24 protein-coding genes are annotated in these 21483 nt (G+C 70.8%); 10 read left to right on the top strand and 14 right to left on the bottom strand.

From position 1 onward, the window contains the following. Positions 1 to 615: 615 nt before the first annotated feature. The 5 genes from ACT4N7_RS16450 (at position 616) to ACT4N7_RS16470 (ending at position 5137) form a co-directional block, all read left to right on the top strand. Positions 616 to 1023 (top strand): DUF485 domain-containing protein, encoded by a 408-nt coding sequence (locus ACT4N7_RS16450; RefSeq protein WP_444829610.1) that lies wholly within the window; start codon positions 616 to 618, stop codon positions 1021 to 1023. After that, complete coding sequence (locus tag ACT4N7_RS16455) at positions 1020 to 2609, top strand: solute symporter family protein (protein ID WP_444829611.1); 1590 nt, start codon at positions 1020 to 1022, stop codon at positions 2607 to 2609. The genes ACT4N7_RS16450 and ACT4N7_RS16455 overlap by 4 nt, the downstream gene beginning before the upstream one ends. Positions 2610 to 2696: 87 nt before the next feature. Then, on the top strand, positions 2697 to 3866 hold the full coding sequence (locus ACT4N7_RS16460; RefSeq protein WP_444829632.1) for a type III PLP-dependent enzyme: 1170 nt from the start codon (positions 2697 to 2699) through the stop codon (positions 3864 to 3866). Positions 3867 to 3890: 24 nt separating this feature from the next. Continuing rightward, entirely contained in the window at positions 3891 to 4295 is a 405-nt protein-coding gene (gene speD / locus ACT4N7_RS16465) for an adenosylmethionine decarboxylase (protein ID WP_444829612.1), read from the top strand. Then, entirely contained in the window at positions 4292 to 5137 is an 846-nt protein-coding gene (locus ACT4N7_RS16470; RefSeq protein ID WP_444829613.1) for a spermidine synthase, read from the top strand. The genes speD and ACT4N7_RS16470 overlap by 4 nt, the downstream gene beginning before the upstream one ends. Positions 5138 to 5176: 39 nt before the next feature. Here ACT4N7_RS16470 and ACT4N7_RS16475 read toward each other — a convergent pair whose 3' ends face one another. The 7 genes from ACT4N7_RS16475 to ACT4N7_RS16505 all read right to left on the bottom strand — a co-directional run bounded on the left by ACT4N7_RS16475 (position 5177) and on the right by ACT4N7_RS16505 (position 8947). Further along, positions 5177 to 5530 carry a DUF3817 domain-containing protein gene (locus ACT4N7_RS16475; protein WP_444829614.1) on the bottom strand — a complete coding sequence of 118 codons (354 nt, stop codon included), beginning with the start codon at positions 5528 to 5530 and terminating at the stop codon, positions 5177 to 5179. Then, entirely contained in the window at positions 5527 to 5844 is a 318-nt protein-coding gene (locus tag ACT4N7_RS16480; RefSeq protein ID WP_444829633.1) for a hypothetical protein, read from the bottom strand. Before ACT4N7_RS16480 ends, ACT4N7_RS16475 begins: the two co-directional genes overlap by 4 nt. Before the next feature lie 75 nt (positions 5845 to 5919). Continuing rightward, positions 5920 to 6174 (bottom strand): DUF397 domain-containing protein, encoded by a 255-nt coding sequence (locus ACT4N7_RS16485; RefSeq protein ID WP_444829615.1) that lies wholly within the window; start codon positions 6172 to 6174, stop codon positions 5920 to 5922. Positions 6175 to 6187: 13 nt separating this feature from the next. Next, positions 6188 to 7030 (bottom strand): helix-turn-helix domain-containing protein, encoded by an 843-nt coding sequence (locus ACT4N7_RS16490; RefSeq protein WP_444829616.1) that lies wholly within the window; start codon positions 7028 to 7030, stop codon positions 6188 to 6190. Positions 7031 to 7133: 103 nt separating this feature from the next. Further along, positions 7134 to 7964, bottom strand: a complete 831-nt coding sequence (locus ACT4N7_RS16495) for a lytic transglycosylase domain-containing protein (RefSeq protein WP_444829617.1) — start codon at positions 7962 to 7964, stop codon at positions 7134 to 7136. Positions 7965 to 8073: 109 nt separating this feature from the next. Then, complete coding sequence (locus ACT4N7_RS16500; RefSeq protein WP_444829618.1) at positions 8074 to 8562, bottom strand: helix-turn-helix transcriptional regulator; 489 nt, start codon at positions 8560 to 8562, stop codon at positions 8074 to 8076. A gap of 223 nt (positions 8563 to 8785) precedes the next feature. Next, a complete protein-coding gene (locus tag ACT4N7_RS16505; protein WP_444829619.1) occupies positions 8786 to 8947 on the bottom strand; it encodes a hypothetical protein in 162 nt (53 codons plus the stop codon). Positions 8948 to 9147: 200 nt separating this feature from the next. On the opposite strand from ACT4N7_RS16505, the gene ACT4N7_RS16510 reads away from it, so the two are divergent. Then, on the top strand, positions 9148 to 9930 hold the full coding sequence (locus tag ACT4N7_RS16510; RefSeq protein WP_444829620.1) for a crotonase/enoyl-CoA hydratase family protein: 783 nt from the start codon (positions 9148 to 9150) through the stop codon (positions 9928 to 9930). Positions 9931 to 9960: 30 nt separating this feature from the next. Here ACT4N7_RS16510 and ACT4N7_RS16515 read toward each other — a convergent pair whose 3' ends face one another. The 3 genes from ACT4N7_RS16515 to ACT4N7_RS16525 form a co-directional block, all read right to left on the bottom strand. Beyond that, positions 9961 to 11535: a protein kinase domain-containing protein gene (locus ACT4N7_RS16515; RefSeq protein WP_444829621.1), complete on the bottom strand. Its 1575-nt coding sequence runs from the start codon at positions 11533 to 11535 to the stop codon at positions 9961 to 9963. A gap of 107 nt (positions 11536 to 11642) precedes the next feature. After that, complete coding sequence (locus ACT4N7_RS16520; RefSeq protein WP_444829622.1) at positions 11643 to 12779, bottom strand: CaiB/BaiF CoA transferase family protein; 1137 nt, start codon at positions 12777 to 12779, stop codon at positions 11643 to 11645. A gap of 29 nt (positions 12780 to 12808) precedes the next feature. Then, positions 12809 to 13930: an acyl-CoA dehydrogenase family protein gene (locus tag ACT4N7_RS16525; RefSeq protein ID WP_444829634.1), complete on the bottom strand. Its 1122-nt coding sequence runs from the start codon at positions 13928 to 13930 to the stop codon at positions 12809 to 12811. Between the two features lie 131 nt (positions 13931 to 14061). Between ACT4N7_RS16525 and ACT4N7_RS16530 the strand changes: the two genes are divergently transcribed. Next, positions 14062 to 14685: a TetR/AcrR family transcriptional regulator gene (locus ACT4N7_RS16530; protein WP_444829623.1), complete on the top strand. Its 624-nt coding sequence runs from the start codon at positions 14062 to 14064 to the stop codon at positions 14683 to 14685. Positions 14686 to 14835: 150 nt separating this feature from the next. On the opposite strand, the gene ACT4N7_RS16535 is transcribed toward ACT4N7_RS16530, so the two are convergent. Then, on the bottom strand, positions 14836 to 15309 hold the full coding sequence (locus ACT4N7_RS16535; protein ID WP_444829624.1) for an NUDIX domain-containing protein: 474 nt from the start codon (positions 15307 to 15309) through the stop codon (positions 14836 to 14838). A 68-nt stretch (positions 15310 to 15377) separates the two neighbouring features. Between ACT4N7_RS16535 and ACT4N7_RS16540 the strand changes: the two genes are divergently transcribed. Next, a complete protein-coding gene (locus ACT4N7_RS16540; protein ID WP_444829625.1) occupies positions 15378 to 15578 on the top strand; it encodes a hypothetical protein in 201 nt (66 codons plus the stop codon). Here ACT4N7_RS16540 and ACT4N7_RS16545 read toward each other — a convergent pair. Continuing rightward, complete coding sequence (locus tag ACT4N7_RS16545) at positions 15575 to 16150, bottom strand: pyridoxamine 5'-phosphate oxidase family protein (protein WP_444829626.1); 576 nt, start codon at positions 16148 to 16150, stop codon at positions 15575 to 15577. The two genes, ACT4N7_RS16540 and ACT4N7_RS16545, sit on opposite strands and share 4 nt — an antisense overlap. A gap of 14 nt (positions 16151 to 16164) precedes the next feature. Between ACT4N7_RS16545 and ACT4N7_RS16550 the strand changes: the two genes are divergently transcribed. Then, positions 16165 to 16617, top strand: a complete 453-nt coding sequence (locus tag ACT4N7_RS16550; protein WP_444829627.1) for a MarR family winged helix-turn-helix transcriptional regulator — start codon at positions 16165 to 16167, stop codon at positions 16615 to 16617. Here ACT4N7_RS16550 and ACT4N7_RS16555 read toward each other — a convergent pair. Further along, entirely contained in the window at positions 16587 to 17183 is a 597-nt protein-coding gene (locus ACT4N7_RS16555; protein ID WP_444829628.1) for a carboxymuconolactone decarboxylase family protein, read from the bottom strand. The two genes, ACT4N7_RS16550 and ACT4N7_RS16555, sit on opposite strands and share 31 nt — an antisense overlap. Positions 17184 to 17446: 263 nt before the next feature. On the opposite strand from ACT4N7_RS16555, the gene ACT4N7_RS16560 reads away from it, so the two are divergent. Then, entirely contained in the window at positions 17447 to 18511 is a 1065-nt protein-coding gene (locus ACT4N7_RS16560) for a GNAT family N-acetyltransferase (protein WP_444829629.1), read from the top strand. Between the two features lie 114 nt (positions 18512 to 18625). On the opposite strand, the gene ACT4N7_RS16565 is transcribed toward ACT4N7_RS16560, so the two are convergent. Further along, the coding region (locus ACT4N7_RS16565; RefSeq protein ID WP_444829630.1) for a helix-turn-helix transcriptional regulator at positions 18626 to 21483 on the bottom strand (2858 nt) is incomplete at its 5' end.

Here is a 21483-nt window from a genome sequence, read left to right on the forward strand (position 1 = left end):
AAAGGTCTTCGACCGCGTCGCACTGACCTGGGACAACGGTCGGAATTCGGCCCCCGAACGGTACGACTGCCGCACGACCGGGGTTCATGATCGCCATTTCGCTACACAATGCGCCGAATTGGAAAACTTAATCACTCGATCGGGTAAATCTGCCGCACCACCGGCCCAGCCGTCCGGCCGTCGCCTCCTTCACCGCTCCCACCTGCGGAAATAGCCCCAGCATGACTCCGGTAAGCAGCCGTTTACCCGACGTTCATCCCACCGTGCGTGACGGCCACCCTGCCGTGTGCAACTTTCGCGACGCAACGTGACCATCAAATTCACCGGTACGTGTGAACAGCGCAGTTCACCGAACCCGAACCGAACCGGTATCGTTCGGTGATCCCCACCGTGAATTACCAGGCACGACGAGCGAGTGCCGTCCAGTCCGTCGCACCCGTTCCGCCGCCGGTCCCCGAACACCCATTAGGCGTTCACCGAACTCGTGGTTAGTATGGCGCCGCCAAGCCCCCGCATTGACGCGCCGGGCACCGCGGTCCATTCGCCCGGCCATTCCGGGTCCGCGCGCCGCTTTCCGCCCGATCGCCTCGCCCCCGCTCCCCTTCGGAGGAATGCATGACCGAGGTCGTCCCGCCGCCCGCCACCGCGCGGCCGCCAACACCGCGCGCCGCGGCGTTCGGCGGCATCGGGTCCGCGCCCGCGCCCGCCCCGCCCGCCGGGCCCGACTTCGCCGCGATCCACGACAGCCCCGAGTTCGGCGCGCTGCGCAGGCGGTTCCGCCTGTTCGTGTTCCCGATGACCGCGCTGTTCTTCCTCTGGTACCTCACCTACGTGCTGCTCGCCGCCTACGCCAAGGACTTCATGAGCATCCGGGTGTTCGGCGCGGTGAACATCGGCCTGGTGCTCGGCCTGCTGCAGTTCGTCTCGACCATCGCGATCACCGCGATCTACGTGCGCTGGGCGCGCAAGCGGATCGACCCGCAGATCGCGGCGATCCGCAAGGCGGCGGGGGTGGACCGGTGACCAAGCCCTTGGCCGCGGCCGCGGTCGGCGACCCGGTGCTCAACACCGTGGTGTTCGCCGCGTTCGTGGTGATCACCCTGTACGTGGTGTATCGCGTCAGCTCACGCAACAGTTCCACCGCGGACTACTACGCCGCGGGCGGCCGGTTCACCGGCGTGCAGAACGGCATCGCGCTCTCGGGCGACTTCCTGTCCGCCGCCTCGTTCCTGGGCATCGCGGGCGCCATCGCGATCAACGGCTACGACGGCTTCCTCTACTCCATCGGCTTCCTGGTCGCCTGGCTGGTGAACCTGCTGCTGATCGCCGAGCTGGTACGCAACACCGGCCGCTACACCATGGGCGACGTGCTGGCGTTTCGGATGCGCCAGCGCCCGGTCCGCGCCGCGGCGGCGACCTCCACGCTGGTCATCTCGTTCTTCTACATGCTGGCGCAGATGGCGGGCGCGGGCGCGGTCGTCGCGCTGCTGCTCAACGTGCAGGGCAAGGGCGGCCAGGCGCTGGTGATCACCGTCGTCGGCCTGATCATGATCTTCTACGTGCTGGTCGGCGGGATGAAGGGCACCACCTGGGTGCAGATCATCAAGGCGTCCATCCTGATCCTGTGCGTCGTGCTGATGACGGTGTTCCTGCTGGGCAAGTTCGGGTTCAGCCTGAGCGCGCTGCTGGAGCAGGCCGCGGCCAACAACACCAAGGGCGAGCGGGTGCTCGACCCCGGCGCGCAGTACGGGAAGTCCTCGACCACCACGCTGGACTTCATCTCGCTGTCGCTGGCGCTGATCCTGGGCGCGGCGGGCCTGCCGCACGTGCTGATGCGCTTCTACACCGTGCCGAACGCCACCGAGGCCCGCCGCTCGGTGGTGTGGGCCGTGGGCACGATGAGCGTGTTCTACGGCGCCACCCTGATCATCGGCTACGGCGCGTCGGCGCTGGTCGGCTCGGAGCGCATCCTGCAGGCCACCGGCCGGGAGAACGCGGCGGCGCCGCTGCTGGCGTTCGAGATCGGCGGCACGGTGCTGCTGGGCATCGTCGCGGCGGTGGCGTTCGCGACCATCCTGGCCGTCGTCGCGGGCCTGACGATCACCGCGTCGGCGTCCTTCGCCCACGACGTGTACGCGAACATCTTCCGCAAGGGCAAGGCGGACCCGGTGTCCGAGGTGCGCGTCGCCCGGCTCACGGCGGTGGTCATCGGCGTGCTCGCCATCGTCGGCGGCATCCTCGCCAACGGCCAGAACGTCGCGTTCCTGGTCGCGCTGGCGTTCGCCTTCGCCGCGTCGGCCAACCTGTCGACGCTGCTGTACTCGTTGTTCTGGAAGCGGTTCAACACCACCGGCACGCTGTGGGGCATGTACGGCGGGCTGGGCTCGTGCCTGCTGCTGGTGTTCTTCTCCCCGGTCATGTCGGGCACGCCGACGTCGATCGTGTCCGGTGTGGACTTCCAGTTGTTCCCGCTGACCAACCCGGGCATCGTGTCGATCCCGGTGTCGTTCATCTGCGGCTACCTGGGCACGGTGCTCAGCAGGGAGCCCGCGGACGCGGCGAAGCAGAAGGAGATGGAAGTCCGCTCCCTAACCGGCATCGGTCGCTGACCGCCCGCGCGGGCGGAAGATGGTAAGACCGCCGTAATCAGGTGGTCGATGGCCATACCGTCCGCGTGGCGGTGGCGCGGTATTACAGTGCACGCCGTGCTCGACACCTCTCTGTCGTCGCCCGCGGTCTCCGCACAGCTGCGCGCGTTCCTCGACGACCGCGCGCCCGCGACGCCGTGCCTGGTGCTGGATCTCGACGCGGTGCGCGCGAACTATCGCGCGCTGCGGGCGGCGCTGCCGGAAGCGGCGGTGTTCTACGCGGTGAAGGCGAATCCGGCGCCGGAGGTCGTGCGCGCGTTGGTCGCCGAGGGGTCGAGCTTCGACGTGGCGAGCACCGGTGAGATCGACCTGTGCCTCGCGCAGGGTGCCGCCGCGGCGTCGCTGTCCTACGGCAACCCGATCAAGAAGGCCGCCGACATCGGCTACGCCCACGCGCGCGGCGTGCGCAGGTTCACCTTCGACTCCGACGGCGACCTGGCCAACCTGGCCGAGCACGCACCGGGCGCGCGGGTGTGGTGCCGGTTCCTGGTGGACGCGCCCGAGTCGGGTACGCCGTTCGGCCGCAAGTTCGGCTGTGCGCCGGAGATGGCCGTGCGGCTGCTGGCCCGCGCGCGCGACTTGGGCCTCGACGCCGACGGCGCGTGTTTCCACGTCGGCTCGCAGCACGTCGACCCGGCCGCGTGGGTCGCGGGCATCACCCAGGCGGCGCGGATCGCCAGGGAGTTGGCCGAGCGCGGCGTGCCGACCCGCTCGCTGAACCTCGGCGGCGGCTTCCCCACCGGCTACCGCTGCCCCGCGCCGCCGCTGGCCGACCACGCGGCCGCGATCCGCGCCGCGGTCGCCGAGCATTTCGGCACCGGTGTCGAGCTGCTGATCGAGCCCGGCCGCGCCGTGGTGGCGACGGCCGGGGTCATCCGCTCGGAGGTGGTCCTGGTGTCGCGCAAGGACGACGCCGACGAGCACCGCTGGGTCTACCTGGACATCGGCCGCTACTCGGGGCTGGCGGAAACCGAGAACGAGTACATCGCCTACCGGCTGCGCACGGCCCATCCGGCCACACCGGACGGTCCGGTGATCATCGCGGGCCCCACGTGCGACGGCGACGATGTGCTATACCAACACACCCCGTATCGTCTGCCGCTGGCACTGCGGGCCGGTGATCACGTCGACATCCTCGACGCGGGCGCCTACACCGCGAGCTATTCCTCGGTGTCCTTCAACGGTTTTCCGCCCCTGCCGACACTGTTCGTCGGCTGATAACCCCCGCAGGAGGTTAGACAGATGTCGTACGACCGTGCGTCCGGTCCAGACGTCGGCTACTTCGCAGGCCGACACGTGCTCGCCGAGTTCGACGGCGTCGATCCGTTGTTGCTCGACGATCCGGCCGTCCTGCGGGCCACACTGGAGGATTCGCTGCGCCGGGCCGGGGCCACCATCTGCGACGTGGTGTCCAAGCGATTCGAGCCGCAGGGCGTCACGGTGCTGGCGCTGCTGTCGGAGTCGCACGCCTCCATCCACACCTATCCCGAGATCGGTTCGATGTTCGTCGACATCTTCACCTGCGGCGAGACCGCGGACCCGGAGCTGGCCGCCGCCCTGCTGCGCGACAGCCTCGGCGCGCTGGACGCCCGGATCACCACTGTCCACAGAGGACACCCCGTGCCTGCCGCGGAGTCCGCCCGATGAGCCCCATCGTGGAGCCGCTTGCGCCGGGGATGACCCGGGTGTGGGAGCTGCCGGAAGTCCTGGTGGACACCCGAACCGAGTTCCAGCACCTGGTGATCGGCACGACGTCCCAGGGCATCAGCCTGTTCTGCGACGACGATCGGCAGAGCACCGAGTTCAGCCAGCTCACCTACCACGAGGCCCTGCTGGTGCCCGCGCTGCTGCTGGCCCGCTCGGTCGAGCGGGTCCTCGTCGTCGGTTCCAGCGAGGGCGTCGTCTGCCAGATCGCGGTCGCCGCCGGAGCGTCCATTGTGGACCACGTGGACATCGACCGCCAGGCTGTGGAGCTGTGCGCGGAACACTTGCCGTACGGCTACACGGAAGCGGAGTTGGCCCGCGCCGTCGCCCACGACGGCCCGGTGCGCGTGCACTACGCCGATGGCTGGCAGTTCCTCGCGGAAACCGCTGAGCGGTACGACATCGTCCTGGTCGACCTCCCCGACGAGCGCCCGGAATTCGCCCAGCACAACCGGTTGTACGAGGAGGAGTTCCTCACCCGCTGCCGGTCGGTGCTGTCGCCGGGGGGTGTCGTGGTGTGCCAGGCGGGCTGCCAAACCCTGTGGCGCAACGAAACGCTGCTGCGATCCTGGCGCCGCTTCCACGACGTGTTCGACACCACGGTGTACTACGGCTCGGACGAGCACGAGTGGGCGTACCTGTTCGGCCTGGCCGAGCCGGAGCCGGACCCGACGCCCCGCATGATCGAACGCCTGTCGACGCTCGCTTATCAGCCGGCAACCATCGACGCGGAAGCGTTGCGCGGCAACACGATCCCGCCGTACCGCGTCCGAAAGTCGCGGTAGCGAGGAAAAGGTGCCCTTCGGCTCGAAGGGCACCTTTCGCTACAGCTTCTCGCCCGCCCGAACCTTGTGCGTGACGCGGCGTTCGACGACGAAGGACAGGAACGGGATCATCCCCGCGACCAGGACCACCAGCGTGCCCTTGACCGACCAGCGGGCCTTGAGCGCGAGGTCGAACGCGAACACCAGGTAGACGGCGTACAGGAACCCGTGCACCGGCCCGACAACGGCCATCGGGCCCGCGTTTCCCGCGCCATACTTGAGGATCATCGCCGCGACCAGGGTCAGCAGCCCGACGCCGACGATGTAGGCGAGCACCCGGAACCGGGCGAGCGCGCCGCGAGTGCCCTTCACCGCGACCGCCTGTGCCGGGTTCTCCTCGTCGGTCATGCTCATCGAGTCTCCTGGTCTGCGTTGAGTCGTGCGAGATAGCGGTTGTACTCGGCCAGTTCGTCGTCCCCGTGGATGACCTTTACGGGTTCCGGCGGCTTCTCGGGTTCCGGCTGGGTTTCCGGGTGCTGGGCACGCAGTCGGCGCAGTCGCCAGAACATGTAGGCCGGGGCGAGGCCGAAGAGGGGCCACTGCAGGACGTAGCCGAGGTTCTGGAAGGTGCCGTTGGCGGCGGAGAACCGCTGCCACTGCCACCACGCCAGACCGCAGCAGACGACCAGGGACAGCACACAGACCCCGACTACCAGGACCTTGCGCATGCCGTTCGACCGATCGCCCACGCCTGCGATGCTAACGCCAGGAAGCTGAGTGAGCGCCGACACCCGGGTCTCGGGCTAGCTGTCCGCGAGGAAGCGGTGCCAGGCTGGTCCGGGGAAGGTGAGATGGGGGCCGGTGCCGTTCTTGGAATCCCGAACCCCCACCACCTCAGCCTCAACCGCCACCTCGACACAGTTGTCATTGCCGCCCATGCCGCTGCCGCTGCTCTTGCGCCACTCGGCGAACGCCACCTCGACACAGTTGTCGTTTGCGCCGATACCGCTGCGACTGCTCTTGCGCCACACCGCTTCCGAGAAGGTCACAGCTGCCATGAAAATCGCCTCTCTAGTCGGTCCGGTACTGGCGCGCCAACTCCTCGATGAAGCGCACCGACTCAGCTTGGCTCAGCGCCAGCGAGCAAAGATGATCGAAAGTCAGTCTAGTCTCCTCGACCTCGTCCTCCCGCTCGATGTGCGCGGCGCCGGTGGGATAGGCGACATAGCCGATGTCGGGATCGTTCCTGTCGGGGAAGCTCAGCAGCGTGAAGGCGCCATTCATGCCGACATGTGCACCTGCCGCATGGGGAAGCACCTGCACGACCACCGTTTCCAGCTCGGCGGTAGCGACCAGGTGCATCAGTTGCGCGTGCATCACCTCCGATCCTCCCACTGGTCGGTGGAGAACGGCCTCATCGAGGATGGCCGAAACATGGAGCGGGTACTCCTCATCGACCAGTCGCTTCTGCCGGATCAGTCGGGCCGCTACGTGGTTTCCGACCTGTCTGGCGCTCCAGGGCACCCGGACTGCTGCGAACAGCGCGTTCATGTAGTCGCTGGTCTGGAGAAGCCCGGGCACATAGACCAGGCTGAACTCGCGGACGTGTGATGCCTCGGATTCCATGCCGATGTAGCCGCGATCCTGGATGCCGTACTTGGTCCACCAGCCGGGCGGGGCCGCGTGGCGGACCTGCTCCATCAGGTCTTCGTCGTAGTCGTCGCAGTACAGGTCCAACATCGACTTGGCCAGGTGAATGTTCACCCTGGCGTGGCCCGACTCCAGCCTGCTGAGGCTGGAACGGGTCATCTCCAGGCGTTCGGCGGCCTCCTCCATGGTCAGGTGCCTGCTCTCGCGCAGCTCGCGAAGCCTGCGACCCAGCCGCCTGCGGCGGAACGGCGGTACGACTGCCATCCAACTACCTCCCGTGTGCGAATGATTACCTACCATCATCCACACGCACGGTGCGTACCTGAGTGTGCACATCCGCCCATCGGCGAATCGCGTTCTCCCCGACTCAGCCGCGCGCGGCGGCGGTGCGGGCGTAGCCGTCGGCGAGGCCGAAGACCTTCTGGCCGTAGGGCACCGAGTTGTTGTACGAGAACACGCCCTGCCACCAGCCGGCCGCCGTGCCGAGGTCGCGGCCGTTGGCGCACAGGTACCGGCCTGCCGCGAGCGCCGCGTCGTCAATCTGCTGGGGGTCGCCGCGGCCGTCGAGGTTGGCGTCGGAGGCCCAGCGGCGCCAGGTGGACGGGATGAACTGCATCGGGCCGACGGCGCGGTCGACCGCCGTGTCGCCGTCGAACTGGCCGCGGTCGGTGTCGGCGATCGCCTTGACGCCCGGGGAACCGTCCAGGGGGACGCCGATGATCGGGATGGACGGCAGGCCGTCGTCGCCGAGGGTGGCGCCGCCGTACTGGCCGTGGTTGGACTCGATGCGGCCGATTCCCGCCAGCGTGGCCCAGGACAGCCCGCACTTCGGCGTGGTCGACCGCACCACCAGTTCGGCGTTGCCGTAGGCCATCAGGGCCCGCGCGGGGACGCCGGTCGGGCCTGCCAACCGTTCGGCCCACGCGCGCAGCGGGTCGGTGCCGCTCTGCCCGGCCTGCGGCTGTGGCGCGATGACCGCGGTGTCGACCTGGGCCGGAACCACGGAGTTCGGCTCGACCTGCGCGGCCTGGACCTCCAGGGCGGGAATCTCCGCCGCGACGTCACTCGACTTCGGCACGACGGCCGCCCGGACCACCCACACGGCACCCGCGGCCACCACGAGCACGGACACCACGACGATGAGCCTCGTCAGGATGCCCGCGCCGCGTCGGGACGTCGCGCTGTTCGTGTCCGCCACCGTGCTCCAGCCCTGGATCGCCGTGCCGGGCGCGTGCGCGCACCGGTCACGACAACATCAACGACTTGACCACAGTAGCGTTACGCCACGTGACGTACGCGACCGGAGACTAGGCGGCGCCGTCGCGGCGCTGCCGCTGCAGCCGGGCCACGCACCACGCGGGGGCGCTGCCCCGGCGCAGGTGTTCCAGCACGGTGAGCGGGCCGAGTCTGCGGCCGAGATCCGACGGCGCGAGACCGGCCGCGCGGTAGTCGAGGGCGCGCTGGTCGAGCGGGCTCATGCCCGCGTCCCACCACTCCTCGGCCTCGGCCACACCGCCGACCATCTGCCAACAGCTCGCCGCCGCCGCCAACAGCTCCTGTGGAGCCTCCGGCAGACGTCGCCGCATGGCGGCGACATAGCGCGGGTCGGCTCCTTCGACGGCGGACCAGCGCGGGTTGCCGCCGCGTGCGCGTTGGCCGGGGATACCCGGCGCGGCAACGGGGGCGTCGGCCAGCCATTCCGACGCGATGCGGTGTGCCTCCGCCGCGTCGGCGTCCTGCGAGCGCTCTGCGGTCCACTGGCGGACCAAGGCGTCGACCCCGGGGTCGTCGAGCATTCTGCCTCCTGGAGGTCTCATGATCACTCGATGGCTGAAACCGTAGGGGTCCACACCGACAGATCGCCAGACCCAAAGCCCGACCAGTTTCGCGATCTGGGCTTCTACGGGTCAGATCCACCCGGACGGTCCAATGTGGATCTCTTGTCGACAGAGATCGCTACGGACGGTGACCGCGTTACGGGCAGGGCTCCGCGCCGTCGCGTCGATCCCCCGTTCGCGGCTAGGCGAAGAGGTTCTTCAAGAATGTGATGATCGCTTCGGCGCCCTCGCGGAGCCAGCCGAACAGGCTCTGCACCGCATCGCCCGCCTGGGTCGGCTGCGTGATGACGTAGAACAGCACGAGGGCGACCCCTACCAGGATCACGGCCTTCTTGGCATTCATCAGCTCACTCCATCCGCTCCGCCCGTGGCCCCCAAGCCTACGAGCCCCCGTACCGCATCATGGTCCTCCAACTCGACCACGCTCGGCACCAATGTCACGCAGTTGGCCCACCGAGAGTGAGAAACTCGGCTCCGGGGAGCCACCCTCGCTCAGACGATCACTCTACGGGTCTAGCCTGACAATCACTCTGGAGACACACTATGGCCGCTGTCCTCGTCGAACGCGATGGTCCGGTCGTCACAATCCTGCTGAACCGCCCGGAAGCCCGCAACGCCGTCGACGGCCCGACCGCGACGGCGCTGACCTCGGCGTTCGCGGATTTCGACGCCGACCCGACCGCGTCGGTGGCGGTGTTCGGCGGGGTCGGGCCCGCGTTCTGCGCGGGCGCGGACCTCAAGGCGCTGGGCGGGCCGTCGAGCAACGGCGTGACTCCCGACGGCGCCGGGCCGATGGGGCCGACCAGGATGCGGCTGTCGAAGCCGGTGATCGCGGCCGTGCAGGGGCACGCGGTGGCGGGCGGGCTGGAACTGGCGCTGTGGTGCGACCTGCGGGTGGCCGACACGACCGCGGTGTTCGGGGTGTTCTGCCGCAGGTGGGGCGTGCCGCTGATCGACGGCGGGACGGTGCGGCTGCCCCGGCTGATCGGGCAGAGCCGGGCCATGGACCTGATCCTGACCGGCAGGCCGGTGCCCGCCGACGAAGCCCTGGCGATGGGCCTGGCCAACCGGGTGGTGCCTGAGGGCACCGCTCTGGCAGCGGCTCGGGAGCTGGCGGAGTCGCTGGCGCGGTTCCCGCAGGCTTGCCTGCGCGCGGACCGGATGTCGGCGCTCGGACAGTGGGGGCTGGACGCGACGGACGCGCTGGCAGGCGAGTTCGCGCTGGGCTCGCGGGTACTGGCCGAGGCGTTGACGGGCGCGGGCCGGTTCGCGGCGGGGGCAGACACAGCACGTTCGAGTGAACGCCATCACCCACCTGCGGAGTGACACTCTGCAGCAGGGGCAAGCCCCGCCTGATCAGATGGACACGCTGCTGATGACGGTGGACTCGTCGATTTTCCAGCGACCGTCCTGCCGGACCAGCGAGTAGCGGTGCCGTTCGCGCAGGCCCCTGCCGTCCTTGAAGGCGTACTCCACAGTCGCCTCGACCGTGTCTCCCTGCGTGCCGGTGGCTTCGGGAACCCGCACACCGCTCATCTGGTTCCAGAAAGCCTGATAACCGCTGTAGCCGCCTGCCGGACTCCGCTGGTACTTCGGCGTCAACCGCGTCCAGCCCTCCTGGAGGTTGCCGGGCACCAGCGCGTAGTAGTCGATCACCGCGGCCTGTGGCGTCTGGGGGCCGCCAGGCGGTGCGACCGGGGCTGCCGGAGACGCGGCCGTCGTGGTCACGACGGTCGTGGTGGTGACGGTCGTGGTGGCCACGGGCAGGGCGGCGGGTGGCCGGCCTTCGGCCGGCCGACCGGACTCGGTAGCAGACGGGGACGTCGGGGACGAAGGGAGCTGTTCGGCCGTGCTACCACGGCCGGATACGCCGTTGTTCGCCGCGAACAGGGTCCCGGCCAGCGCGAGCAACAGGACGGCCGTGGCGACCGACACCACGAGCCGTCTGCGCTTCCTCGACGGCCCGCCCCCCGGTGCGCCGGATACGGTCGCCTGCTGGGCGCCGGAGCCGGTTGGACCGCTCTCGGGCCGAGCGCAGGCGACCTGGCTGGTGTGCCGCGGTTCCGCGGGAAGCGTCATCGTCGACCACACCTCTTCGCCCGCGACCAACGGCCATGCCGCCGCCGACGCGAGCATGTCCCTTACCTCGGCCATGGTCGGACGACTGTCGGAGTCGACGCTCAACAACCGACCGAGCACGTCGGTGACCGGGCCTGCCTGGGTCGGCGGCGTGATCTCCCCGGACGCGGACCGGTACAGCAGCGCCATGGCGTTGTCGCTCGCCCCGAACGGCGATACGCCTTCCACCGCGCTGTACAACGTGGCACCGAGGGAGAACACGTCGGAGGCGAACGTCGCCCGGCTGCCCCTCGCCACCTCGGGCGCCAGATAGGCGGGGGTGCCCCCGACATCCGCCGTCGCGGTCCCGGTGACGTCCTCGACGACCCGGGAGATGCCGAAGTCCGTGATCTTGACAGTGCCGTCGTGCCCGAGCAGCACGTTGCCCGGCTTGACGTCGCGGTGCACCACGCCGACCGCGTGCGCCGCGGCCAACGCGGCCGCGACCTGGGAGCCGATCTCCGCTACCTCGGTTTCCCCCATCGTGCCGTGCTCGGCCAGCCGCTGGGACAGACTGGTCGACGGCAGGTACTCCATGATCAGATACGGCCTGCCGTCGTCCTCGGTCACATCGAACACCGTGATCGAGTGCGGATGCTGCAGCTTCGCCGCGATCCGGCCCTCGCGCATCGCTCGCCGCTTGACCTCCTTGAGCTGCGGTCCGCTCAATGTTTCCGGCATGAACAACTGTTTCACCGCGACCGTGCGGTGCAACCGCTCGTCGTAGGCCCGCCAGACCACGCCCATCCCGCCACTACCGAGGCGTTCGATCACCCGATACCGGCCCGCGATCAGGCTGTCGTCGTCACTCACCGCGACTCACCAGGTCAGCACTCACTCCATAGTGATTGCACCAGCACGCACAACCGAAACAACGGCCTGGTGGGCGGCGTGCCGGTCGGTACCGGCGATGGAGCGGGTCAGGCGATGACGCCGGTCGACCGCAGGCGGTCCACTTCCTCGGCGCGCACGCCCAGCTCCGCCAGGACCTCAGCCGTGTCCGCGCGGGCCTCGCTCGGTGGGGTCGGCACGCCCGGGGCGGTTCGGCTGAACTTCGGGGCGGGAGCGGGTTGAACGTCGTCGCCGACCTTGACGAAGGTGTGGCGGGCGACGTTGTGGGGGTGGGTCGTGGCCTCCTCGGGGGTGAGTACGGGCGACAGGCAGGCGTCGGTGCCTTCGGCGAGGGCGGCCCATTCGTCGCGGGTGCGGGTGCGGAGGACGTCGGTGAGGAGTTGACGCAGGGCGGGCCAGTTGTCCGGGTTCAGGTGATCGGGCGCGTCGTGCAGGTCCAGGACCTTCACCAGGGCGGCGAAGAACCTGGTCTCGATCGCCCCCACCGCGACGTGTTTGCCATCCGCGGTCTCATAGGTGTCGTAGAACGGGGCGCCGCCATCCAGCAGGTTGGCGCCGCGCGGGTTGTTCCAGGCGCCGACGTTCCTCAGGCCGTGCAGGCTGGTCATCAACAGCGCGGCGCCGTCGACCATGGACGCGTCGACGACCTGGCCGCGGCCGGAGGACTGCCGTTCGACCAGGGCCGCCAGCACGCCCATCGCGAGCATCAGGCCGCCGCCGCCGAAATCGCCCAGCAGGTTCAGCGGGACAGTGGGCTTGTGACCCGCCTGGCCGATCGGCTCCAGGGCGCCCGCGATGGCGATGTAGTTGATGTCGTGCCCGGCGGCGGGCGCCAGCGGGCCGTCCTGGCCCCAGCCGGTGATCCGGCCGTAGACCAGGCGCGGGTTGCGCGCGAGCGCCGTGTCGGGCCCCAGGCCCATCCGCTCGGCCACGCCCGGCCGGAACCCCTCGATCAGCACGTCGGCGCCGTCGATGAGGCGCAGGACCAGGTCGCGGCCCTCGGGCGCCTTGACGTCGACGCCGATCCAGCGCCTGCCGCGGGTCAGCGGGTCGTTCGGGAAGGTGAGCACGTCGAGGCCCGGCTTGGCGCGGTCGACCCGGACGACGTCGGCGCCCAGGTCGGCCAGCACCGTGCAGGCGAACGGCGCGGGGGCGAGCCCGGCCAGCTCGACCACCTGCAGACCAGCGAGCGGTCCGGTACCCATACGGGGTGTTCCTCTCGATCAGGATCGGGTCAGAGCGTGCGGGCGATGATCTCCTTCATGATCTCGTTGGTCCCGCCGTAGATCCGCTGCACGCGCTGGTCGGTGAACATCCGCGCGATCGGGTACTCGTTCATGTAGCCGTAGCCGCCGTGGAGTTGCAGACACTCGTCGACGGCCTTCATGGCGCGATCGCTGGTCCACCACTTGAGCATCGCCACGGTCGGGATGTCCAACTCGCCCTTGAGGTGCTTGATGATGCAGTCGTCCAGGAACACGCGGCCGATGCGGGCCTCGGTGGCGACCTCGGCCAGGGTGAACTTGGTGTTCTGGAAGCCGAACACCGGGCGGCCGAACGCCTCGCGCTCCTTGGTATAGCGCAGCGTCTCGCGCAGCGCCAACTCCATCGCGATCACCGACGTGATGCCGATGAGCAGCCGCTCCTGGGGCAACTGCTGCATGAGCTGGACGAAACCCTGCCCCTCGGTCGCGCCGAGCAGGTTGGTGACGGGCACCCGGACGTCGTCGAAGAACATCTCGGCGGTGTCCTGGGCCTTGAGGCCGATCTTGTCCAGCACCCGGCCGCGGCGGAACCCGGCGCGCTCGGTCTCGACCACGATCAGCGAGGTGCCCTCGGCGCCCTTGCTCGGGTCGGTCTTGGCGACGACGATCACGAAGTCGCACTGGCCGCCGTTGGTGATGAAGGTCTTCGAGCCGTTGACCACGTACTCGTCGCCGTCGCGGATCGCCTTGGTCTTGACACTCTGCAGGTCCGAGCCGGTGCCGGGCTCGGTCATCGCGATCGCGCCGACCCACTCGCCGGAGGCGAGCCGGGGCAGCCAGGCGTGCTTCTGCTCCTCGCTGCCGTAGGCGAGCACGTAGTGCGCGACGATGGCGTTGTGCAGGGAGACGCCCCAGCCGCTGTCGCCCGCGCGGGCCTGCTCCTCGATCAGCACGGTCTCGTGCGCGAAGTTGCCCCCGCCGCCGCCGTACTCCTCCGGGATCGACAGACAGAGCAGCCCGACCTCGCCCGCCTTGGTCCACAGCTCCCGGTCGACCTGCTTCTGCTCGATCCAGCGCTCCGTGTTCGGGCTCAGCTCCTTCTCGCAGAAGGTGCGCGCGAGATCGCGGAAGGCGTCCAGGTCTTCGTCCATCCAGGGGGAACGCTGGGTGAGGGTCACGACCCCGACCTCCTGTGCTTGGTAAACATTCCAGAGTGCAGGTAAGTTCTCCCCAGAAGGTACCTGTCGCCGAGACTGTCCGTAAAGCCTCCGAGGAGGTCGCCGTGGTGTCGACCGTGCGCACGCACCGCACCCAGCAGGAACGCCGCGCACAGACCCGCGTCGCCCTGCTCGACGCCACCATCGGCTGCCTGGTGGAACTGGGCTACGCCCGCACCACCGTGCAGGAGATCTGCGCGCGGGCCGGGGTGTCCCGCGGCGCCCAGCAGCACCACTTCACCACCAAGGCCGAGCTGCTGACCGCCGCGCTGGAGCACCTGTTCGCCCGGCTGATCGGCGAGATGACGGCCGCGGCGTCGTCGCTGCCGCCCGGCCGCGAGCGGGTCACCATGGGCATCGACCTGCTCTGGGAGGCGTACTCCGGGACGCTGTCGACGGCGGCGGTGGAACTCTGGGTCGCGGCGCGCACCGACGACGAGCTGCGGGACACGCTGCGCCCGGTCGACCGGGCCCTGGGGCACGCGACGCTGCAGTTGTACCGGGAGGCGGCCGGGGTGGAACTGCCGGAGGCCGAGGTGGAGACGCTGATGCTGCTGAGCGTCAACTTCGTGCGCGGCCTGGCCCTCGACGCGATGATCGGCGGCGGCGCCGAGCGGCGCGCGCGGCTGCTGGAGGAATGGAAGGCCACCGTGCTCGACCGCTATGCCACCGCGGTCGAGCGGACCTGACGACCCGTGGTTTGCAGCGGCCGACCCGGCCCTCGCTCGGGTCGGCCGCTGCTACTCATAGATGAGGGGCCGCACCCGGTTTGGTGACGTTCGCTTTCGTGAACTTCTTTCGAACTTCTTCTTCGAACCCGCTGCCGGCGACGCACACCGTCAGTCGGCCACCTGCCACCACTCGTCGGCGTGGTAGTAGTCGGCGACCTCGCCCGCGGTGATCCGGTCCGCGTCCCGCCACGGGCCGACCGCGTCCAGGTCGTCGATGGCGACCCACCGGGTCTCGTCGTAGGCGTAGTGGTTCGGGCGGGGATCGCCCATCTCCAGGTCCCATGTGGACTCACTGGGGAGCTGACAGCGCCAGACCCGCAGCACCGCCGCGTCGTGGTCGCCGTCCGCCGTGGGCCAGGCGGTGAGCGCGCGGTCGCCGAGGATCCGGTCGACGCAGCGCAGGGAGATGCCGAACTCCGTGGTGAACTCGCGCTGCAGGGCGGACTGCTCGTCCTCGCCCGAGGCCACCTCCGTGCCGGGCAGTTCCCAGTAGCCCGACACCGACTGCGGCTGCGAGCGCCGGGCGACGAACAGCCGGAACGCGCGGACGATCGCCGCGCCCGCCACCACCATCTCGGTCATGGCCCCAGTGCACACGCGCGGGCGGTTCCCGTCGATCGCCGACCAGGTGTGCGGCCGGGCACCATCGCGTGCCCGAATGGACCGTCACCCCGGGCGGCACCCAGCGCTGCCACGGCTGGCCCGGCACGCTCGCGTCGGTCTCACGCGAACCCGACTGCCCGCCGGAGGTGGCCACTGTGGACGGTGCGGTGCCTGCCATCTTCGCCGAACGGCCACTGCTGGTGGTGATCGGCACGGTGAGACCGGCGGAGTTCGTCGGCCGCGGCTAGCGCGGCGGCAGTGGGAGCGGCAGTCCGGGTAGGCCGTCGAGGCTGGTGCCGACGTGCGGCTTGGCTTCGCAGTACGCGGCGAACTCGGCGTCGGTCTTGCGGCCGAAGTACTCGGCGTGCAGGGTGCGGTCGGCCTGGTAGTCCATCAGCGGGACGGCGTAGCCGCAGGTGTCGCTGATCCGCTCGGCCGTCACCACGACGATCGCGCGGACCGATGGCGCGTGGCCGTCGGGGAAACGCGGGATCAGCTCGGCCCAGCGCGGGTCGTCACGGAAGACGGGCGCGCCGCGGCCGTAGACCCGCACGATGGTCGGCGGGCCGTCGAACGCGCACCACATCACGGTGATGCGGCCGTTCTCCCGCAGGTGGGCCACGGTTTCCGCGCCGCTGCCGCCGAAGTCGAGGTAGCCGACGGTGTGCTCGTCGAGCACGGCGAGCGACCCGGAACGTCCCTTCGGGGAGACGTTGACGAGGCCGTCGTCGGCCAGTGGTGCCGTGGCCACGAAGAACATCGGCTGGCGCTCGATGAACTCCCGCAGTCTGCCGTCGATGCGCTCATAGGTTTTCCCCATGCCACAGTATGGCCATGACATCGGCGGACATCCCCGCGCTGCTGGCCATGGCGTTTCGGACCGTGACGGACCAGGTCCACACCCGACTCGCCGCCGAGGGGTACGACGACATCCGGCCCGCGCACGGCTTCGTGTTCCAGTACCTGTCGCACCGGCCGGGGGCGACCGCGGTGGAACTGGGCAGGCACCTCGGGGTGACCAAGCAGGCCGCGGTGCAGCTCGTGGACGAGTTGGAGCAGCGCGGGTACGTCGAGCGCACGCCGCACCCGACCGACCGGCGCAGCAGGCTGGTCGCGCTCGCCCCGCGCGGGTGGGCGTGCATCGGGCGGGTGACCGAGCTGTGGGCGGAGACCGAGCGGCACTGGGCCGACCTGATCGGCGCGAACCGGCTCGCCCGGCTGCGCGCGGACCTGGGCACGATCGTCGCGGATTCGGGTCAGCCGGTGGGGTTGCGCCCGGTCTGGTGACCCGGCCAGCGGTACGGCTCGAACGGGGGGTCGAGCGGCGCGCCGGTCAGCCGGTTGGCGAAGGTGGACAGCGTGTAGGTGCCGATGCCGAGCACGACCTCCAGCGCGGCGCGCTGGGTGTAGCCCGCGTCGAGGAAAGCCTTGGTGTCCACTTCGGACACTCCGCCGTGGGTGGCGAGCACGGCGAGGGTGAACCGGCGCAGCGCCTCCAACCGGTTGTCCGCCAACGGTTTCTCGTCACGTAGCGTGTCGATGACCTCGGCGGGCGTGGCCCGCGCGGCCAGGGTCGCGGAGTGCATCGCGACGCAGTAGTGGCACTCGACGTGGGTCGCCATGGTCATCACCACGATCTCGCGCTCCAACTCGGTCAGCGTGGTGCGGTCGAACACGGCGAGGTTCGCCATGAAGGTGCCGAGCAGTTCCGGTGATGCGGCCATCCTGGCCACCGGGGCGGGGACGTAGCCGAATTTCCTGGCCGCGCCAACGATGATCGGCTTCGAGCCCGCCGGGGCGGTGTCGGCGGTGTGGGTGATGAACATGGTTTCCCTTCGGTCGAACCTGTCCATCGAAGGTAGCCCGCGGTCGTCGATATAGTCAATCTAGTTGACTACTTTGCTCAGGTCCCCTCGAACAGCTCGATCCGCTCAGGCGGCGCTTTCCGCACCGGGGTCGGCTGGGCCGAGCAGGGCTGGGCCGAGGTGCTGCGCGATAGCGGTCCACTGTGGACACTGGTACCCGGGGCGAGGGTGCGCGTCCGGCGGCCCGGCTGCTCACACACTGGAAACACCGGGGTCCCCGATCGGCAACAGTGCGCCAGCACCCTGGGGGCATGGACACGATCGGCACACCGACGACCTGGCGGCTGCGGATTCAGCTCGACGACCGGCCGGGCACGCTCGCCCGCGTGACCACGCGGCTCGCCGCGCGGGACTGCAACGTGCTGGGGCTGTCGGTGCTGCCCGTGCCGGGCGGCGTGGTGGACGAGATCGTGGTGAACACCCCGGCGGACACCACGCCCGCGCAGGTGATCGCCGACATCCGGGCCGAAGGCGGCCGGTGCGTCGGCATCACCCGGGCCGACCTGCGCCACCTGGTGGACAACACGACCTCGGCGCTGCGGGCGGTGGCCGCGGCCCTGGGCGACCCGGCGGCGGTGGCCGAGGCCGTGCGCACCATGCTCGGCGCCGACGCGGTGACGACAGCCGACGGCGCCGACGAGCCGGACGCGATCGGCCACCGCGCGCCGCTGACGCTGCGCGACGGGACCACGCTGGTGGCGCGCCGGGGGTGGGCGCCGTTCACCGAGGTGGAACTGGCCAGGGTGGCGGCGTTCGGCGAGGTGCTGGCCGCGGGCGCGATGGCCGCGACCACCCCGTCCGCCGTCATCGCCGCGAACGGCGCGGGCATCGTGCTGCGCGGCGCCACGCCCGCCGACGCCGACGCGGTGTCGGCGCTGCACGCGCGCTGCTCGGCGCAGACCCTGTTCGCCCGGTACCACGCGGGGCTGCGCACGCTGCCCCGGCGCTGGCTGCACCGGCTGCTGCAGCCGCCGCGGGGCAACACGCTGCTTGCCCTGTGCGGCACCGAGGTCATCGGCATGGCGCAGCTCATCCACACCCAGGACCCGGCCGAGGCGGAGATCTCGCTGCTGGTCGAGGACCAGTGGCAGCGCCAGGCCATCGGCACCGCGATGATCTCTCGGCTCGGCACGGTCGCGCGCGCGGCGGGCCACCAGCGGATGATCGCCTGGTGCCTGCCGTCGGAGGTCGGGTTCGAGCGGGCGGCGGTGGCGTCCGGGCTGCCGGTGTCGGTCCGGCATGAGGACAGCATGCTGCGGGTGTCGCTGGGCGTGGCCCCGGCCTGGAGTCCGGCCGCCGAGGTGACTGTTCGCTAGTGCCGGGTATCGGCTGGTCGACGGCGTGGCAGGCAAGGCGCCGGAATGGTCGCGTACCGGGTTGTCCATGGCCGTGTCCGGCAACGCGGCCAGGCGCACCTCCCCGCCGACCGGTCAGGACTGCGCGGCCTGCTCGGTCAGCAGCCCCCGGTCATAGGCGACCGCCACCGCCTCCGCCCGCCTGCTCGCGCCCAGCTTCGCCATGATCCGGCTCAAGTGGACACTCACCGTCTTCTCACTGATGAACAGCTCGGCCCCCACCTGCCGGTTCGTCCGTCCTAACGCGACAAGCGACAGAACCGCCCGCTCGCGCGGCGTGAACGGGTCCAGCTCGTCGCGCGGATCGACCGTCTCGTCGAGCGAGACACGGCCCCGGCGGGCCGCCTTGCGCACGGCGTCGCGCAGGGGTTTGGCGTTCAGCCGGGTGGCGACGGCGTCGGCGGCGCGGAGTTCGACGGCGGCCTCGTCGCGGCGGTCGGCGGCGAGCAGGGCCTCGCCGAGGCGCCTGCGGCAGACCGCCTGTTCGTACACGGCGCCGTAGTCGAAGGCGTCGACCGCGGCGCGCCAGCGGGTCGGGTCGCTCGCGCCGTGCAGGCGGCTCAGCTCGGCCTCGGCACGCGCGAGCCACGCGCGGCCCTCGGGGCCTAGGACACCCGTGCGCGGCTTGCCCAGCTCGGCGGTCCGGCGGGCCCGCTCGACCAGCCGGACACCGTCGGCGACGGCACGGTCCCCGGCGTCGGGATCGCGGCCGGTCGCGGCGGCGTGCGCGAGGTCGGCGTGCGCGGCGATGCCGAGCGCCGCCATCCGAATGCCCGCCAGGAACCACTGCCCGCCCGCCTGCGCCACCCAGTCCAGGGCCTCGCGGACCCACTCGACGGCGCGATCGGGGCGACCGCGCCAGCTCGCCAGTTCCGCGCCGACCCCGCCCGCGACCAGCGGGATCTGCAGGTCGCGGTGCCAGTCCGACCGCAGTTCGGTGACCAGGCGCTCGGCCTCGGTGAACCGGCCCCGACCGACCGCGACATACGCGCCGACCGCGGCCAGCCGGGCCGAGACCGTGCTGGACACCCGGTGGCCCGGCGGCTCCGCGGCGGCCTCGCTGCCGTCCCAGTCGCCGCGGGCGTAGCGGATCACCACCTGGATGACGCGCAGCTCCAGCCCGTAGACGCTCCAGGTGAGGCCGGTCGAGCAGGCCCGGTCGACCCCCGCGTCGGCCACCGCACCTGCCTCGTCGAGCAGGCCCTGCTCGTAAAGGTTGACACACAAGGAATATCGGGCCCGCAGCTCGACGGTGATGGCCTCGACCTCCTCGGCCCGACGCATCGCGTCGGCCAGCCGGGCGCGCGATTCGACGCCTTCGCCGCGGGCCTCGGCGAGGATCGCCAGCGTGATGAGCGCGTCGGCCTCCGGTCCGCCCGCGTCCAGCGACCGGGCCACCTCGACCGCGCGCTCGGCGTGCTCCCGGGCGTCGTCCATCCGGCCCATGCCGCGCAGGATCGTCGCGTACGCGGCGAGCACCCACGCCTGGGTGGGGCTCGGCGGCCGGTCGGCCACCAGCGCCCACGCGTGCTCGATGACCTCCTGCGCCTCCACCTCCCGCCCGTCCACGGCGTAGAGCGCCTGCGCGAGCCGCCTGCGCAGCTTCACCGCGGGCTCCGGGTCGGCGCCCTGGTCGGCGAGCGCCACCGCCGACTTGGCGAACGCGATGGCCCGCTCCGGGTCGCCGGACATGCCCGCCACCCACGACGCGCGCCGCAGCAGGACCAGTTCGTCGACATCGGGCGGGCGCTCGGCGGGCGGCACCGCGTCCCACAGTTTCAGCGCGCGTTCCAGGTGTTCCAACGACTCCGCGGGCGCGCCCAGCCGCTCGGCCTCCTTGGCCGCGTCGACCGACGCCGACAACGCGCGCGGCAGCGCGTGGCTCTCCATGCTGTGGTGGGCCAGCGCCGCCGCGACCCCGCGTACACCCGCCTCGTGGGTCAGCTCGCGCGCGTAGGCACTGTGCAGCCGCACCCGTTCGCCGGGCAGCAGATCGCCGTAGACGGCCTCGCGCAGCAGGGCGTGCCGAAAGGTGTAGACCTCGCCGTCGTCCGGCACGAGCACGTGGCGCTGCACGGCTTCGCGCAGCGCCTCCTCCAGGCCGGCGTCGTCGAGGTCGGCGACCGCGCGCAGCCGGGCGTCCGGCACCCGCCGCCCCGCCACCGAGGCCACCCGCACGATGTTCTGCGCGGCCGGGCTGAGCCGCTCGATCCGCGCGAGCAGGACGTCGACCAGGGTGGCGGGCATGCCGCCCGCGCCGCAGTCGAGGTAGGCGGCGAGCAGTTCCTCGGCGAAGAACGCGTTGCCCTCCGAGCGCCCGGCCACCTCGCGCAGCGTCGGCTCGGACAGCCGGTCCTCGGCGAGCGCGGCGACGAACGCGCGCGCGTCGGCGGGCCCGAACGGCGCCAGCTCGATCCGCTCGACCTGCGGCAGGCGCACCAGTTCGGCGAGCAGCGGGCGCAGCGGATGCCTGCGGTGCAGGTCGTCGGCGCGGTAGGTGCCGAGCACCAGCAGCCGCTGCGATCGCAGCCGGGACAACAGGAACGACAGCAGGCTGCGGGTCGACGCGTCGGCCCAGTGCAGGTCCTCCAGCACCAGCACGACCGGCGACTCCTCGGCCAGGTCGCCGAGCACCCCGTGCACCGCGTCGAAGAGCTGGAGCTGCCCGATGTCCTGTTCGGACCGCGGGCCGACGACCGGGATCGCCATGCCGGAGGCGAGCCTGCCGGGGTCGGGCCCGGTGGGCATCGCGATCTCGGGGAACAGCCTGCCCAGCGCGGGCCGGACCCGCGCCCGGTCCCGCACCGCCGCCAGCGCCTCGGCGACGGGCAGATAGGGCAAACCGGTCTCGCCCGCGTCCAGGCAGCGGCCGGTGAGTACCAGCGCTCCCTGGTCGCGGGCGAACGCCCCGACCTCCGCGGTCATCCGGGTCT

It is taken from the genome of Actinokineospora sp. (genome assembly GCF_052390155.1).
In the GTDB taxonomy this organism is placed as follows: Bacteria; Actinomycetota; Actinomycetes; order Mycobacteriales; family Pseudonocardiaceae; genus Actinokineospora.

Excerpts from the sequence above, each read along its gene's own strand:
- ACT4N7_RS16450 (WP_444829610.1), top strand. The coding sequence starts at position 616 with ATGACCGAGGTCGTCCCGCCGCCCGCCACCGCGCGGCCGCCAACACCG.
- speD (WP_444829612.1), top strand. The coding sequence starts at position 3,891 with ATGTCGTACGACCGTGCGTCCGGTCCAGACGTCGGCTACTTCGCAGGC.
- ACT4N7_RS16470 (WP_444829613.1), top strand. The coding sequence starts at position 4,292 with ATGAGCCCCATCGTGGAGCCGCTTGCGCCGGGGATGACCCGGGTGTGG.
- ACT4N7_RS16475 (WP_444829614.1), bottom strand. The coding sequence starts at position 5,530 with ATGAGCATGACCGACGAGGAGAACCCGGCACAGGCGGTCGCGGTGAAG.
- ACT4N7_RS16480 (WP_444829633.1), bottom strand. The coding sequence starts at position 5,844 with ATGCGCAAGGTCCTGGTAGTCGGGGTCTGTGTGCTGTCCCTGGTCGTC.
- ACT4N7_RS16485 (WP_444829615.1), bottom strand. The coding sequence starts at position 6,174 with ATGGCAGCTGTGACCTTCTCGGAAGCGGTGTGGCGCAAGAGCAGTCGC.
- ACT4N7_RS16490 (WP_444829616.1), bottom strand. The coding sequence starts at position 7,030 with ATGGCAGTCGTACCGCCGTTCCGCCGCAGGCGGCTGGGTCGCAGGCTT.
- ACT4N7_RS16500 (WP_444829618.1), bottom strand. The coding sequence starts at position 8,562 with ATGCTCGACGACCCCGGGGTCGACGCCTTGGTCCGCCAGTGGACCGCA.
- ACT4N7_RS16505 (WP_444829619.1), bottom strand. The coding sequence starts at position 8,947 with ATGAATGCCAAGAAGGCCGTGATCCTGGTAGGGGTCGCCCTCGTGCTG.
- ACT4N7_RS16510 (WP_444829620.1), top strand. The coding sequence starts at position 9,148 with ATGGCCGCTGTCCTCGTCGAACGCGATGGTCCGGTCGTCACAATCCTG.
- ACT4N7_RS16520 (WP_444829622.1), bottom strand. The coding sequence starts at position 12,779 with ATGGGTACCGGACCGCTCGCTGGTCTGCAGGTGGTCGAGCTGGCCGGG.
- ACT4N7_RS16525 (WP_444829634.1), bottom strand. The coding sequence starts at position 13,930 with ATGGACGAAGACCTGGACGCCTTCCGCGATCTCGCGCGCACCTTCTGC.
- ACT4N7_RS16535 (WP_444829624.1), bottom strand. The coding sequence starts at position 15,309 with ATGACCGAGATGGTGGTGGCGGGCGCGGCGATCGTCCGCGCGTTCCGG.
- ACT4N7_RS16545 (WP_444829626.1), bottom strand. The coding sequence starts at position 16,150 with ATGGGGAAAACCTATGAGCGCATCGACGGCAGACTGCGGGAGTTCATC.
- ACT4N7_RS16550 (WP_444829627.1), top strand. The coding sequence starts at position 16,165 with ATGACATCGGCGGACATCCCCGCGCTGCTGGCCATGGCGTTTCGGACC.
- ACT4N7_RS16555 (WP_444829628.1), bottom strand. The coding sequence starts at position 17,183 with ATGGACAGGTTCGACCGAAGGGAAACCATGTTCATCACCCACACCGCC.
- ACT4N7_RS16560 (WP_444829629.1), top strand. The coding sequence starts at position 17,447 with ATGGACACGATCGGCACACCGACGACCTGGCGGCTGCGGATTCAGCTC.